The following is a 13,858-nucleotide window of genomic DNA, read 5'->3' as shown; positions in this document are numbered from 1 at the left end:
CCGGTCAGGCGAGGTCCCCCGTCCGCGCCCGTTCGAGCCGTTCGACGTCTCCCTCGAGGAACGCCGGCGCCGCGTCGCGGGCCTCGATTTCGGCCGGCGTGAGCCAGTGGACCGCCGCGACCTCCTCGGGACTCCGGGGGCGGGCCTCTCCGCCGACGTGCTCACAGCGGGTGACGATGTCGAGACAGGCCGCACCCGTGTCCGTCTCGAAGGTCCGGCTGTGGACGTACTCGACGTCGCCCACCTCGATGCCGACTTCCTCGCGGAGCTCCCGACGAGCGGTGGCCTCGATGGGCGCGTCGACGCCGGGATCAGTTTCGACCTTGCCGCCGGGGAACCCCAGCAGGCCGGCGGCGTGTTCCTCGTCGGCCGCCCGCTCGACGAGGAGGTACGCGCCGTCGCGCACGACCGCGCCCTCGACGTTCACGACGTAGGTGTACTCGTCCATATCGGGACTGTTCGGGTCGCCGGTGAGTATCTTCGGGGGACCTGCGAGCGGGGTTCGCTGTGACGGACGAGCGACGCTCGGCGTTACAGGACGTGTTCGGTGTCGTACGAGCCCAGCACCCGGACCCAGCCGTTGGTTGCGATGTCGCGCAGTTCGTCGACGGCCTCCTGTGCTCGCTCCTCGTAGAGACCGGCCGCGAAATCGAGGTGGAAGACGTAGTCGCCGAGGCGCTCGCCGCTGGGGCGGGACTCGACCCGCGAGAGGTTGATGTCGCGCTCGGCGAACGGCTCCAGCATCTCCAGAAGCAGGCCGGGGTAGTTCGTGTTCGGGTAGACGACGACGCTCGTCTTGCCGCCGGCGTCGGAGCGTTCGGTCTCCGACGCCAGGACGACGAATCGGGTGGCGTTGGAGGTGCTGTCCTGGATGCCGCTTGCGAGCACCTGCAGGTCGTCGCCGGCCGTCGCCGGGTGGCCGATTGCGGCCACCGTGTCGTCCTCGCGGGCCCGCTCGACGCCGCGGGCGGTGGAGGCGACGGCCTCTGTCCGCGCGCTAGGGAACTCCCGGCCGAGGTACTCGCGGCACTGCGCCAGCGCCTGCGGGTGACTGAGGACGACCTCGAACTCGCCGGTCTGTGCCAGGAGCGCGTGCTGGATGGGCGTGACGATCTCCCGGACGACGGCGACGTTACGGTCGGCCAGCGCGTCCAGCGATTCGGTCACCGACCCCTCGATGCTGTTCTCTATCGGGACGACGCCGCGCTCGTACTCGCCGCGTGCGACGCCCTCGACGATGCCGGTCACCGACTCGACGAAGTCGATGTCGTCGGCGATGGCCTTCGTCGCGCGGTGTGAGTAGGTCCCCTCGGGACCGAGCGTGAGGGCATTCATTGCCCGCCCGTAGACGGGCAGGCGTCAAAAGGCCGTGGGTTCGACCGGGCGCCGACCCGGTGACGACCCGCCGACGCCGTGTTTATGCCCGCACCCGACGAGGAGTCGGGTATGCTTCGGGACCGACCTCTCCGGGCGAGCCTCGCGGGCGGCCTCCTCGCGGCGGTCGTCGCCGGCGGCTACGGGGTCGCAACCGACGTCATCCGCCTGCCCGTCGGCCCGGGATTTCTGCCCGGGACGCTGCTGCTGTACGCGGCGCTGGTGGCGGTCCCGTTCGCGCTCGGTGCCGGTGCGGTCTTCCTCGGGCTCCGGCACCGGGTCGTCCTGCCGCTCGTCGCCCTCGTCGGCTTCGCCGCGATTCCAGCGGCCCTCGGGTGGCACGGCGGCCTGCTCGTCGTCGGCGTCCTCGTGGCTGCGCCGCTCGTGGCCGTCGTCGCGCTGGCGGAGACGCTCGTCCGGGCACGGCTCGGACGCCTTGCGAACCCGCCGTCGGAACGGGGCTACCGGGCGCTGTCGGTGGGGGTGGGCGCCGCCGCCGTCTACACCGGCGTCTTCGCCGTCCGTGCGGCCCTGCCGCTGTGGCGCATCGACACCGGCGTGCCCTCGCGGGTACCGCCGCCCGTCGACCTCGCGGGTACCCTCCTGTACGTGCTTGGCGCCTCGCTGCTCTTCGTCGGCGTCCCGGTCGCGCTGAACCGTCGGTTCGGCCTGCTGGCGCCGGGAGTCGGTCTCGTCGCGTACCTGCTCGTCGACTTCGTGTTCGTCCAGCCGGCGGTCGCGGCGGGAAGCGGACTGGTCGTCGCGCTTCTGCTCGGCGGGTGGCCGACGCTGTCGGTCCTGCTGACCGCGGCGGGCGCCGTCGAGTGGTGGCTCCGGAAGCGCCGCGGCGACTACGAGTCCGACGACGAGGAGGACGACGGCAACGGCGACGACCGAGGGCTGACCGTCGAGGGCGGGCTGTTCGGCGACCGGGTGTAGCCCCGCGCCGCGGGCGTACTTGCGGCCGTGGGTAGCCTCAAGGGGCTGGGACGACATCCACCACCATATGGCAGACGAGCCCCACCCGCAGTTGCAGCCCATCCTCGACATGATCGAGCAGACCCCGAACCTGGAGGACGTCGGGGTCGAGATGGCCCGCCAGCAGTTCGACGCCGTGGCGACGTTCACCCCGAACCACGAGGTGTACGACGAGTTCGACCTGACGGTCGAGGGGGCCGACGGCGAACTGGACGCTCGTGTCTACCAGCCGGGAGAGGGCGAACGGCCGGTGCTCGTGTACTTCCACGGCGGCGGGTTCGTCGTCGGCGGCCTCGACACCCACGACAACGTCTGTCAGAAGCTGGCCGACGAGAGCGGCTGGACCGTCGTCTCGGTCGACTACCGGCTGGCGCCGGAGCACCCCTTCCCCGCGCCGCTGGAGGACGCCTACGCGGCCCTGGAGTGGATCGCCGACAACCCCGGGGCGGTCGGCGGCGACGGCACCGTCGCGGTCGGCGGCGACAGCGCCGGCGCGAACCTCTCTGCGGCCGTCTCGCTCATGGCCCGCGACGTCGAGCGGGACGTGACGACCGACGAGACCGGTCCCGACATCGCCCACCAGCTGCTGTACTACCCGGTCTGTGGTTCGCCCTTCGAGGAGTACCCCAGTCGCGAGGAGAACGCCGAGGGGTACTTCCTCGAACAGGACACGATAGAGTGGTTCGACGCCCAGTACGTCCAGTCGGCCGTCCACCACCGTAACGAGTATCTCGCGCCGCTGCTCTGTTCGGACCTCTCGGGACTGCCGTCGGCGACGGTCGTCACCGCCGGCTTCGACCCGCTGCGGGACGAGGGCAACGCCTACGCCGAGGCGCTGAAGGCGGACGACGTCGACGTTTTCCACGCGACCTACGAGTCGATGATTCACGGCTTCATCAGCTTCATCGGGATGGTCGAGGCCGCCGACGACGCTATCCGGGTCGGCGCCTCGGGGCTGGACGCCGCCCGGTAGAACACCCCGGAGTCGACCGGAAGTCCCTCTACCGCTCGCTGCCGGCGTCGTAGCGAGTGCGTCCCACCCTGTGGTCGGGCTCGTTCCGTAGGTCGCCGGCAGTGGCGTCGACTGCCTCGCCGCGGCGACCGCGGACGGCGTTCACGACCAGCAGGACGACCCGATTGCCGCCGCACTCGTCGTCCTGCTGTCGTGGTGAACGGCGGACGAACGGGCAAATAATCAAGACCCTGCGGCGACCTGAACACGACGAGCGGGCACGAGAGATGCTATCGAATCACTCGACGACTGCGAGCGGGGGACCGAGGGAATGAGCGACGCCGACCCGCACTGTCCGGAGTGCGGCGAGCCCATCGGACAGACAGCGACCTACTGCATGCACTGTTCGGCCGACCTCACCGAGGAACAGGACGCCGCCGACGCGGACGGCGACGGCGACTGGGACACCTCGGGGACGGGCGAGGAGACGAGCGGCTGGGACGACGCCGGAACCGAGGACCAGGCCGGGGACGGGACCGACGGCGAATCGGCGCCGGAGCCGACCTACGGACGCACCGACGAGGGGGGAACGGAGAGCGGCACCGCCACGGACGACACCGCCGGTGCCGCCGCCGACACCGCCGACGGGGGCGGCGACGCCGGCGCCGACGACCAGTTGCTCGACCCGGACGGGTTCGTCGACAACACGCTGACGGTCCTGGTCGGCATCGGCGGCGGCATCGTCGTCGGCATCGTCGGCACAATCGTCATCGCGGTGCTGACCGGCAGCGGATGGGGCCTCCTGCTCGGGGTCGTCGCCTGGCTCGGGTCGACGGCCTACCTCGTCCGCCAGCGGACCGTCCAGGGCGCCGTCGCCAAGAGCGGCTACGCGGTCGCGGCCGTCCTGCTTTTGATCCCGTTCGTCGCGTTCAGCCCGCTGGCGAACGTCGACGGCGGGCTGTCGGGGCGGGGAATCTTCTTTCTGACGAGCCTGCTCGCGGTCGCGTTCCCCGCCGGGTTCGCGGCCGCGGTGGGCTGGGTCGCCTCCCGGTTCGTCCCCGAGGAGGCCGGCGAAACCGCCGCCTGAGACGGGGGCTCGACGGGCGGCGGCGGCGGCCGCCCCGGCGCGACCGCCCCCGTCGCCGGCCTTTTGACCCGCTGCCGTCTATCGCCGGTGTGCGACTGCTGGCGACGACGAACGGCGGCCTCGAGTCCGTGACCAGCGCCGAACTCGCGGAGCTGGTCGGCGCCGACCCCGACACCCACCACCGGGGCGTCGTCGCCTTCGACGGCAGCCGCGAGGCCGTCTACGACCTCCACTGCCGGTCGCGGAGTTGCCACCGCCTCATGGAGGTGCTGGTCGACGAGCGAGTCGACGGACTCGCCGGCGTCTACGAGGCGACGCGGACGGTCGACCTGGCGGCCCACCTCCCGGACGAGGAGTTCGGCGTCGTCGGCACCCGCCACGGCAGCCACGAGTTCACGAGCGTCGACGTCGCCGACCGGGTCGGACAGGCGGTCATCGACGGCTACCGCGCGGCGACCGGCGACCGCCTCCCCGTCGACCTCGACGACCCGACGGTCCGGCTGGAGGCGTATCTCTACGACGACCGGTTCACGCTCGCGGTCGACCTGACGGGCGATTCGCTGCACAAACGGCCCTACCGGGTCTGCGAGCACGACGCCCCGCTGCGGGGAACGCTGGCGTACTCGATGCTCCGGCTGGCGGAGTACGCGGCCGACGACCGGCTGGTGGACCCGATGGCGGGGTCGGCGACGATACCCATCGAGGCGGCGCTGGCGGCGACCGACCGGCCGCCGCGACCCGACCTCGACCCCGCCTTCGGGGTGCTACCGCGGTACGACGCCGAGCGGTTCGGCGAGCGGCGGGCCGGCCACGAACCGCGGGACACCGACCCCGACCTCGAGGCCCGCGAGCGCCGCGAGAAGTGGCGCCGATGTGCCCGGGTCAACGTCGAGGCGGCCGGCGTCGAGGGCGCTGTCGACGTCGTCGCGGCCGACGCCCGGGAGGCGAGTCTCGACGCCGACTGCGTCGTCACGAACCTCCCATTCGGCATCCGGGTCAGCGAGGACCTGCGGGACCTCTACGTCGCCTTCGCCGACCGCGTCCGCGAGGGGTCCGTCGACCGACTGGTCGCGCTGACGACGAAGCCGGACCTGCTACCGCTGGAGTTCGTCGAGCGTCACGACATCCCCTACGGCCGCATCGACGCCTCCGTCGTGGTCTGGACCCCGTAGCGCGCGGCCCAGCGTGGACGACCGTCCGCAACGATTGCCGCTCGCCGGTATCTTTATGAACAATCGTGTAATACGGTGGAGTATGCGAGACGCCACACGCGTCCGCGGTTCGCCGCTCGCACTCGCCGTCGGTGTACGCCCCTGATTCTCCCCCGACAGCACCGACGACGACCGACGACCCACCCCCACCCAACACATGAGCACCGAACCCGCATCGACGCACGATTCGCACGCCACACGAACGACCGAAATCGCCGCCCGCAGCCGGACCGACCCCTGGGCCGCGACCGACGAGCGCCGCACTCCCACCGCCAGCGCACCCCGGCAGTTCGAGCCGTACTCGCTGGCCCGGATGTGCAACCTCATCGACGACGAGAACGCGTACTGCGAGTGACCCGCCCGCGTTCGAGGGAGCGTCGCCCCGAGATTCCACGGCCCCCAGCCGAAGGTATTACCGACTCGCGTGCCTTCTCCCGGCATGGACCGACCGGCGTGGCTGCGGGCGCCGAACCCGCGCGTCCTCGACGGGTCGCTGCTCGTCGGCGTCGGCTTCGTGCTCGCCACCGGCGTCGTGAGCCTCTTCTCCGGGCGGCCGAGCAGGGCGTGGGTCTTCCTGACCCACGGGGTCGGGGGGCTGGTGCTGGCCGGCCTGGTCGGGCTGAAGCTCCGGCGGGTCCGCCACCGCGTCGGCGGCGCCCGCCACAGCGCCGTCATCGCTCTCTCGGTGCTGCTCGCCGTCGTCACCGTCGGCGCCATCGGGTCGGGCGTCGCCTGGGTGTTCGGCGCGTCGCTGGACCTCGGCCCCTGGGGGTTGCTCAACCTCCACGTCGGGCTGGGGCTCGCCGTCGGCGGCCTGCTCGCCGCCCACCTCGTCTATCGGTTCCGGCTCCCGGGCCGGTCGGATATCGAGGGGCGGCGGACCGCCCTCAGGTACACCGCGGCCGTCCTGGTCGGCGCGGCGGCCTACCGGCTCCAGGCGTCGGTCAACGACGCCGCGGAGACCGCCGGGGCCGACCGGCGCTTCACCGGCTCCCGCGAGGACGGCAGCGACGACGGCAACGCCTTCCCCGTCACCAGCTGGATGGCCGACGACCCCGACCCCGTCGACGCGGCGTCGTGGTCGCTGACCGTCGACGGCGCCGTCGCCGAGCCGACCGAACTGGAATATCCGGAACTGGTCGACGACGACGAGCGGCGCGCACTGTTGGACTGTACGAGCGGCTGGTACTCCGAGCACGACTGGACCGGCGTCTCGGTCGCCTCGCTGCTGGACGCCGTCGATCCCGACGACGACGCCGCCTGGGTGCAGTTCCGGTCGGTCACCGGCTACCGGTGGAGCCTGCCCATCGAGGAGGCCCGCGGAGCGCTTTTGGCGACGGCCGTCGACGGCGAGGGACTCGACCACGGCCACGGCTTCCCGTTACGGCTGGTCGCACCCGGCCGGCGCGGCTTCCAGTGGGTCAAGTGGGTCGAGGCGGTCCGGGTGACCCGCCGCCGGGACCACACCGAGCGGCTGGCGATATTCGTCAGCGGGTTCGGATGAGTCCCACGCGTCGCCCGAGTCCGGCCACGCCTCGTCGTGGTCGGGCGACCGGACCGATTAACGGTACGGGCGCCGAATGGCCGTCATGCCACAATCGAGCGACGGTCGGGTCGTGGCCATCACCGGCGCCAACGGGGGCATCGGCTCGCACATGCTGGCGGCGCTGGTCGAGGACGGCTACCGGGTCGCCGGGCTGGACGTCGAGGGCCGGGCCATCAAGCCGCTCGCCGACGCCCACCCGGAAAGCGTCCGGTACGAGGCGTGTGACGTGACCGACACCGAGTCCGTCGAGTCCGCCGTCGCCGCCGTACTCGACGCGTGGAACCGGATCGACATCCTCGTGAATAACGCCGGAGTCGCCGGGTTCTCCCGGTTCGAGGAGACGTCGATGGATGACGTACGGCGGGAGTTCGAGGTGAACTTCTTCGGTGGGCAGCGGACGACCCGTGCCGTGCTCCCGGTGATGCGGCGGCAGGGCGAGGGGATCATCCACAACGTGAGTTCCGGCGCGGCGCTGGGCGGCCACCCCGGGATGGCGGGCTACGCGGCGTCGAAGGGCGCGGTCGAGGCGTTCGCACGGTCCCTCCGAATCGAACTCCGGGACTCTGATATCGCCGTCACGCTGATGCAGCCACCGATGACCGCGACCCGGATGACGGAGGGGCTCGGCTACCCGTCGTGGTTGCTGAACGACCCCGGCGCGGTCGGCCGGAAGCTCGCCGCGAAGATCGAGTCCACCGATCCGGTCGTCCACGCCGACCGGCAGACGTGGCTCGGGCTCACGCTCATCCAGCTAGCGCCGTGGCTCTGGCGAGCCGCGACCGACCGCCTCGTCGACCGCCCGGAGTAGGCGCCGGTCGACCGGAACAGCTACTCGACGTCCACCGGCCGCCCCTCCTCCGTCGGCGGGGCGACGTGGTCGACGTAGGACTCCACGTCCGGGTCGTTCACCCGCACGCGGACGTGGATGTCGCCCAGTTCGCTGTCGTCGCCGACGGCGAAGTTGACGACGCCGCGGAAGGCGGCCTGTTTCTTCAGCCGGAAACTGAAGGTGTCGCCCTCCTGCCCGGAGAAGAACGCGCCGCGGGCGGTATCGAGGATGGCCTGCTCGTGGAGTCGCTCGGAGAACGCCTCCATCGAGTGGCAGGTGGCGACGAGTTCGCCCGGATGCGACTCGATTTCGGCCTCGGGGAAGAGGTTCCGAATCGCGTCGACGACCCGGTCGGTCACCTCGGTGTCGTTGACCGGTGCCGTAATCTGGACGTCGACGCTGTATATCATCCCAGCACCTCCCGGACCCGCTCGCGGAACTCCTCGAGGGTGCCGGTGTTGTCGATGGTCAGGTCGGCCCGCTCCATCGCCTCGCCGAGACCGAACCCCAGTTCGCGCTCGTCCCGTGCGGCGAGGCTCTCGCCGTCCTCGCCGACGTTGTCGCGGCCGCGCTCGCCGAGGCGCTTCTCGCGGACCTCGAAGGGCGCCTCGATGCTGACCAGGAGGAACTCGTCGCCGAACCGCTCCTCGAAGACGTCCACCTCGACGTCCGAGCGGATGCCGTCGACCAGCACGGTGTCGGCCTCCTCGAACGCCGCCTCGACGTGCGGCAGCGAGGCCTCGGCGATGGCCGTCGGCCCGTTCTCCGCCCGCAACTCCTGGGCCACCTGGCCGTGGTACTCCGCCGGGTCGAGACCGCGGTCGCGGCACGCCTGGCGGATGACGTCGCCCATCGTCACGACCGGGACGCCCATCTCCTCGGCGACAGTCGCGAACTCGCCCTTCCCGCTGCCGGCCAGCCCGACGGTTCCGATGACTCGCATTCACCGAGGGTAGTCCGAGCGGCCGCTTAACGGCTTTGTTCGCCGCCCCGTTCGGGAGGGAGGCCCACGCGAGAGCCGAGGTCCGCGACGCCGGCCGGCTATCGCTCGCTCGCGGCGTCGACGCCCGCCCGGGTCGACGAGTACGCGTACACGAGCCCGACGACGGCGCCGAAGACGGCAGCCTGCACCGCAGCCTCGACCGAGACGTACTCCCCGACCGGCTTGCCGACCTGTGGGCCCCACCAGACGAGGAAGCCGTAGGCGATCCCGAGCGGGACGCCCGTCCGGGGGTCGGTGGCCAGCCGTTCGACGGGATTCAGTCGGGTCGCGGCCACGTACAGCAGTCCCCACAGCACGGCGTACGGAATCAGCCCGAACAGCGGGAACAGGTCCTTGCCGCCCACCACGACACTGAACAGTATCATCGGAATCACACCGGCGATGCCGATTCCGACCCCCGTGTGCCACGCGTCCACGATCCCCCGCCCGTATTTGCGAGTCGCCGTACTCGTTGCCATGCGCCCACTCTCTCGCCGCGCCTGTTAAACAGTGGCACGCTTTCAGCCTCCGATTCCGCTGACCAGAGACGAACGTTCCCGGCCACCGACTCCAGGGTCTTTCGGCGTCCGTCACTCCCACCGTGCCGGGGTTCGGAGGACCGCCTCCGAGAGGCCGGCACTCCGCAACCTCTAACCAGTTCGCCACAGAAGTCCTCGACGAGGGCACGTAGCTCAGCTCGGATAGAGCGTCGGACTTCTAATCCGACGGCCGTGGGTTCGAATTCCGAAAGACTCGCTTCGCTCGTCTTTCGGCGTTCGCGGACACACTGCGTCCGCTCACTCCCACCGTGCCAGTCTCGATGAGCATCTACCCGCCTCGCGGCTCCGCAACCTCTAACCAGTTCGCCACAGAAGTCCTCGCCGAGGGCACGTAGCTCAGCTCGGATAGAGCGTCGGACTTCTAATCCGACGGCCGTGGGTTCGAATCCCACCGTGCCCGCTACCTCGGAGCGAAGCGAGGAGTAGCGACGCCGATAGTCGCACCACGCGAGTCGTGCCGGCGGGGTCGAATCCCCTTCTTGCCCGTCCCTCGTTTCGTCCCCGGGTGTCCTCGTGGGCCGTCGGCGCGCGACCGCCGTTCGACGCACGACCACCAGTAGAGCATTCACAAAACATTCTCGAACTTTTGTGCCCATATCCAAGTCATACGCATACAGAATAGGCTATTAGGACATATATACGGAACTTTTATTCCCCATCCCCGGATGGTTGTGAGTGTAATGTCCGCAAGCGACCGACCGTTCGTGGGGTCCGCTGGTGCGGTGCCGTCCGCCGCCGGTGGTAGTCGCTCGTCGATGGAGGGCCTCACCGAGAACCACGAGTCCGCGGAGGTGAGCCACCACGCCCGGTGAATCGCTCTGGTTCGACCTGCCATCAAGTCCGGCGGCGCTGGCCCTGCCGCCGGCCCGGACCCGTGACCGGCGTACTCCTGCCTCGGGCCTGTATGACCCCGCGGTGTCCTGCCCACCGCGGGGATCGTGTCCCGCCGCTGGCGTCTCCGACCTCGCCGGCGGCTTCTTCGACGTGACTCCGAACCGAACAACCACCCGTGCCGGAACGCGTGAGAGTACTGTCGGTGCGCGTTGGCTACAACGCGCTCGTCGCCTGACGAACGATTTATCCGTCGCTCCGAAGACGAGACGGTATGGTCTCCCGCGAGAACACGGTGATAGTGGGGTTCATCGCGCTGACGCTCGTCCTCCTGTACGGTCTGCTGGAGGTGACGACCCTCCCGACCTGGGCGAGTTCGGCGGTCGTCCTCGGCGTCGGGGTCGTCGCCCCGCTGCTCGTCAACGAGTACCTCTCGAAGCGAGCGGACTGAAACGCGACTCGAAAAGCTTCGACGAAGAAGCCACTCCGCGGACGCTACTCCTCGAACCCGTCCTCGAACCGGAACCGACCATCACGCTGGACCACCTACACGAACCTTTTCCGGCGGCATCGCTCCCCTCGGCCGCCGAAACCGTTCATGAAAACTACTCCTCGAACCCGTCCTCGAACCGGAACCGCCCGTCACGCTGGACGACTTCCCCGTCGACCTCGATGAACGAATCCTCGCTCATGTCGACGATCATGTCGAGGTGGACCGCCGACTGGTTGGCCTCCCGATCCTCGCCGACGGTGTCGTCGTAGGCGCGGCCGATGGCCATGTGGACGGTGTCGCCCATCTTCTCGTCGAACAGCATGTTGTAGGTGAACCGGTCGATGTCGCGGTTCATCCCGATGCCGAGTTCGCCGAGGCGACTGGCGCCGTCGTCGGTGTTCAGCACCTCGGTGAGGAGGTCCTCGTGCTGGTCGGCCGAGTGCTCGACGACCTCGCCGTCCTCGAAGACGAGGTGGGCACCGGTGATTTCGCGGCCCTGGTGGTACAGCGGCTTGTCGAACAGCACCTCGCCCTCGACGCTGTCGACGACGGGAGCGGTGAACACCTCGCCGCCGGGGAGGTTGTTCTCGCCGTAGTCGTTGATGGTGTGCATGCCGTCGACGGACATCCGCACGTCGGTCGTGTCGCCGCTCTTGATGTGGATCTCGTCGGCGGGGTCGAGGATGTCGACCATCCGGGCCTGGTGTTCGCGCTGGGCGTCCCAGTCCTTGTTGATGGCGTCCCAGACGAAGTTCTCGTAACCCTCGGTGCTCATGCCCGCCAACTGTGCGCTGGCCGGCGAGGGGAACTGCGTGAGACACCACCGCTTCGAGAGCGCGACCTCCTGGACGGGGCGGCGGGCCTTCGTGTACGTCGACTGCGTCTCGGGGTCGACGTCGCCCTGCTCGGTCGCGTTCGTCTCCGACCGGACGCGCAGGAGCGCGTCGCTCTCCTCGTAGAGCGCCTGCAGGTGCGTCGGCGTCTCGATGTCCTCGTCGTCGATGGCCTTGAGGTAGGCCCGTCCCGCCCGGGAGTCGCTGGCGAGGTACACCGGCGTCGCCCCCCGGTCGCCGACGGCCTCGTGGAGCGCGACGGCGAGGTCCTCGGCGACGCTCGGCGCGCTGATGACGACGTTGTCACCCTGCTGGACGTCCGTCGAGTGGTCGACGATTATCTCGGCGTGTTCGCGGATACGGGGGTCCATGGCGGGGGGTGAGGGTGCGCGTCCCTATACCCGTTCGGATATCGAGACGGTCGGCGGGAGGGCGGCGCGGGCGGTCGCAGATAGAAATAAGTCCCGCCCGTTCGTACCACCAAAGTATGTGGCGACGGCGGGACTCGACGGAGGTGACCTGTATTGCCTGTGGCGAGCAGGTGTCCCGCTCGTCCGCGCGCGAGTACGACAAACACGGCGACCGCTGGACTCGCGAGGACAAGGAGTTCGAACACCTCTGCAAGCCCTGCTATCAGGACATCTGCCACCAGCCACGCGGCGACCTCGAGACCGTCCTGGGACAGATAGAAACCGGCGGCTGCTCCCGTGCGCAGTTCCTCGAACGGTACGTCGAACTCGTCGAGGCCGAGTACGACCGCCCGGATTCTAGGGAGTGACGCCGCGCGCCGCCTCTCCCAACGCCTAACTACTCCTCGGTCCAACGCAACGGCATGACCGACAGCGACGACCAGGCCTACGCCGGCACCGCGGAGGGGCAGGGCCCCGTCCGCATCGACGAGGAACTCGCCCGGCACCTCGCCAACAAGCGCGAGGAGCTCTTCGAGGAGTTCGAGATCCGCGACGAGTTCCCCCCGGAAGTGCTCGCGGAGGCCGAACAGCGGGCCGCCGACCCCGAGGGCGACATCGAGACCGAACTCGACGAGCGGCGCGACCTGCGGGACCTCACGACGTGGACGACCGACCCCGCGGACGCCCAGGACTTCGACGACGCCATCTCCATCGAAACGACCGAGGAGGGCTACCGGCTGTGGGTCCACATCGCCGACGTGACCCACTACGTCACCCCCGAGACGGCGATGTGGGAGGAGGCCCTCGAACGGGGGAACACCGTCTACCTGCCCGGCTACACCATCCACATGCTGCCGCCGATCCTCGCCGAGACCGTCTGCTCGCTCGTCCCCGAGGAGGACCGACTCGCCCACACCGTCGAGATGCACATCGACGGCGAGACGCTCTCCCACGAGTCCATCGACATCTACAAGTCCGTCATCCACTCGGACGCCCGCCAGACGTACAACGACTGCGAGGACCGGCTCGACGACCCCGACGCGCCGCTGCACGCCGAGAACAACCTCGCCTACGAACTCGCCGAGAAGCTCCACGAACAGCGCAAGGAGGACGGCTCGCTCGTGTTGAACCCGAAGCGGGACCGCGCCCACACCATCATCGAGGAGTGCATGCTGAAGGCGAACAAAGCCGTCACCCACACCCTCCAGTGGGACATGGGCGTCGAGGCCATGTTCCGGGTCCACCCCCAGCCGACGCCGCAGGAGTGGAACGAGGCACTCCAGGAGATACAGGACCTCGACGGCGTCTCCATCCCGGCCGACTCCTGGGACGACCCCCGGAAGGCCGTCAACGCGACGCTGGAGGACGCCCCGGGCCGCCAACTCGACAAAATCCAGTGGGCCGTCATGAAGGTGATGCCGCGCGCGAAGTACATGTCGGACCCCTTCGGCGGCCACCACGCGCTGAACTTCGAGATTTACGGTCACTTCACCTCGCCCATCCGCCGGCTCTCGGACCTCGTGAACCACTGGATCATCTACACCAATGAGGTGCCGGAGGGCATCGCGGACCTCTGTGACCACGCCAGCGACAAGCAGAAGGACGGCGAGACCTGCGAGCGCATCTACAAGGACTTCCTCGAGGAGGTCGGCCTCGACGCCCACGCCATCAACGACCGCGGCCTGGAGGTCGTCGAGGATCCCGACGACGCCGACCACACCGTGTAGAAGCGGCAATCGAACGTGCCCCGCGGCAGGTATTTCACTTTTCGG

17 protein-coding genes and 2 tRNA genes are annotated in these 13,858 nt (G+C 69.6%); 13 read left to right on the top strand and 6 right to left on the bottom strand.

What is annotated here, in order from left to right:
- Window positions 1–4 precede the first annotated feature (4 nt).
- Entirely contained in the window at window positions 5–448 is a 444-nt protein-coding gene (locus tag NLF94_RS00570) for an NUDIX domain-containing protein (RefSeq protein WP_254839513.1), read from the bottom strand.
- Window positions 449–531: 83 nt separating this feature from the next.
- Window positions 532–1,335: a prephenate dehydratase gene (gene pheA, locus NLF94_RS00565; protein ID WP_254839512.1), complete on the bottom strand. Its 804-nt coding sequence runs from the start codon at window positions 1,333–1,335 to the stop codon at window positions 532–534.
- Window positions 1,336–1,446: 111 nt separating this feature from the next.
- On the opposite strand from pheA, the gene NLF94_RS00560 reads away from it, so the two are divergent.
- The 7 genes from NLF94_RS00560 (at window position 1,447) to NLF94_RS00530 (ending at window position 7,956) form a co-directional block, all read left to right on the top strand.
- The gene (locus tag NLF94_RS00560) at window positions 1,447–2,313 is read left to right on the top strand and encodes a hypothetical protein (RefSeq protein WP_254839511.1); all 867 of its coding nucleotides are present in this window, start codon (window positions 1,447–1,449) and stop codon (window positions 2,311–2,313) included.
- A 67-nt stretch (window positions 2,314–2,380) separates the two neighbouring features.
- A complete protein-coding gene (gene lipP1, locus NLF94_RS00555) occupies window positions 2,381–3,325 on the top strand; it encodes a LipP1 family hormone-sensitive lipase (RefSeq protein WP_254839510.1) in 945 nt (314 codons plus the stop codon).
- Between the two features lie 310 nt (window positions 3,326–3,635).
- Window positions 3,636–4,391: a zinc-ribbon domain-containing protein gene (locus NLF94_RS00550; protein ID WP_254839509.1), complete on the top strand. Its 756-nt coding sequence runs from the start codon at window positions 3,636–3,638 to the stop codon at window positions 4,389–4,391.
- An 89-nt stretch (window positions 4,392–4,480) separates the two neighbouring features.
- Window positions 4,481–5,563, top strand: coding sequence for a THUMP domain-containing class I SAM-dependent RNA methyltransferase (locus tag NLF94_RS00545; protein WP_254839508.1), 1,083 nt, complete (start codon window positions 4,481–4,483; stop codon window positions 5,561–5,563).
- A 196-nt stretch (window positions 5,564–5,759) separates the two neighbouring features.
- Window positions 5,760–5,957, top strand: coding sequence for a hypothetical protein (locus NLF94_RS00540; RefSeq protein WP_254839507.1), 198 nt, complete (start codon window positions 5,760–5,762; stop codon window positions 5,955–5,957).
- Between the two features lie 84 nt (window positions 5,958–6,041).
- Entirely contained in the window at window positions 6,042–7,106 is a 1,065-nt protein-coding gene (locus tag NLF94_RS00535; RefSeq protein ID WP_254839506.1) for a molybdopterin-dependent oxidoreductase, read from the top strand.
- Window positions 7,107–7,191: 85 nt separating this feature from the next.
- The gene (locus NLF94_RS00530; protein ID WP_254839505.1) at window positions 7,192–7,956 is read left to right on the top strand and encodes an SDR family NAD(P)-dependent oxidoreductase; all 765 of its coding nucleotides are present in this window, start codon (window positions 7,192–7,194) and stop codon (window positions 7,954–7,956) included.
- 20 nt (window positions 7,957–7,976) lie between these two features.
- Here the strand turns inward: NLF94_RS00530 and NLF94_RS00525 are convergent, their stop codons facing one another.
- The 3 genes from NLF94_RS00525 to NLF94_RS00515 form a co-directional block, all read right to left on the bottom strand.
- Window positions 7,977–8,387: an RNA-binding domain-containing protein gene (locus NLF94_RS00525; protein WP_254839504.1), complete on the bottom strand. Its 411-nt coding sequence runs from the start codon at window positions 8,385–8,387 to the stop codon at window positions 7,977–7,979.
- Window positions 8,384–8,920 (bottom strand): AAA family ATPase, encoded by a 537-nt coding sequence (locus NLF94_RS00520; RefSeq protein WP_254839503.1) that lies wholly within the window; start codon window positions 8,918–8,920, stop codon window positions 8,384–8,386. Before NLF94_RS00520 ends, NLF94_RS00525 begins: the two co-directional genes overlap by 4 nt.
- Before the next feature lie 98 nt (window positions 8,921–9,018).
- A complete protein-coding gene (locus tag NLF94_RS00515) occupies window positions 9,019–9,438 on the bottom strand; it encodes a hypothetical protein (RefSeq protein ID WP_254839502.1) in 420 nt (139 codons plus the stop codon).
- A 201-nt stretch (window positions 9,439–9,639) separates the two neighbouring features.
- Here NLF94_RS00515 and NLF94_RS00510 point away from each other — a divergent pair.
- From NLF94_RS00510 to NLF94_RS00500, 4 genes are all read left to right on the top strand, one after another.
- Window positions 9,640–9,774 (top strand) — tRNA-Arg (locus NLF94_RS00510).
- A gap of 70 nt (window positions 9,775–9,844) precedes the next feature.
- Window positions 9,845–9,919 (top strand) — tRNA-Arg (locus NLF94_RS00505).
- Window positions 9,920–10,199: 280 nt separating this feature from the next.
- Window positions 10,200–10,331 (top strand): hypothetical protein, encoded by a 132-nt coding sequence (locus tag NLF94_RS20745; protein ID WP_256558669.1) that lies wholly within the window; start codon window positions 10,200–10,202, stop codon window positions 10,329–10,331.
- A 293-nt stretch (window positions 10,332–10,624) separates the two neighbouring features.
- Window positions 10,625–10,801 carry a DUF7987 family protein gene (locus tag NLF94_RS00500; RefSeq protein WP_254839501.1) on the top strand — a complete coding sequence of 59 codons (177 nt, stop codon included), beginning with the start codon at window positions 10,625–10,627 and terminating at the stop codon, window positions 10,799–10,801.
- 154 nt (window positions 10,802–10,955) lie between these two features.
- Here NLF94_RS00500 and NLF94_RS00495 read toward each other — a convergent pair whose 3' ends face one another.
- A complete protein-coding gene (locus tag NLF94_RS00495; RefSeq protein ID WP_254839500.1) occupies window positions 10,956–12,047 on the bottom strand; it encodes an aminopeptidase in 1,092 nt (363 codons plus the stop codon).
- Window positions 12,048–12,163: 116 nt separating this feature from the next.
- Between NLF94_RS00495 and NLF94_RS00490 the strand changes: the two genes are divergently transcribed.
- On the top strand, window positions 12,164–12,454 hold the full coding sequence (locus NLF94_RS00490) for a DUF7562 family protein (protein WP_254839499.1): 291 nt from the start codon (window positions 12,164–12,166) through the stop codon (window positions 12,452–12,454).
- A gap of 54 nt (window positions 12,455–12,508) precedes the next feature.
- Entirely contained in the window at window positions 12,509–13,813 is a 1,305-nt protein-coding gene (locus NLF94_RS00485) for an RNB domain-containing ribonuclease (RefSeq protein WP_254839498.1), read from the top strand.
- The last annotated feature ends 45 nt before the right edge of the window (window positions 13,814–13,858 follow it).

Source organism: Natronomonas marina (assembly GCF_024298905.1).
Lineage (GTDB): Archaea > Halobacteriota > Halobacteria > Halobacteriales > Haloarculaceae > Natronomonas > Natronomonas marina.
Note: the sequence above shows the minus strand (reverse complement) of the source record. Positions and strands in the feature narration are given on the sequence as shown.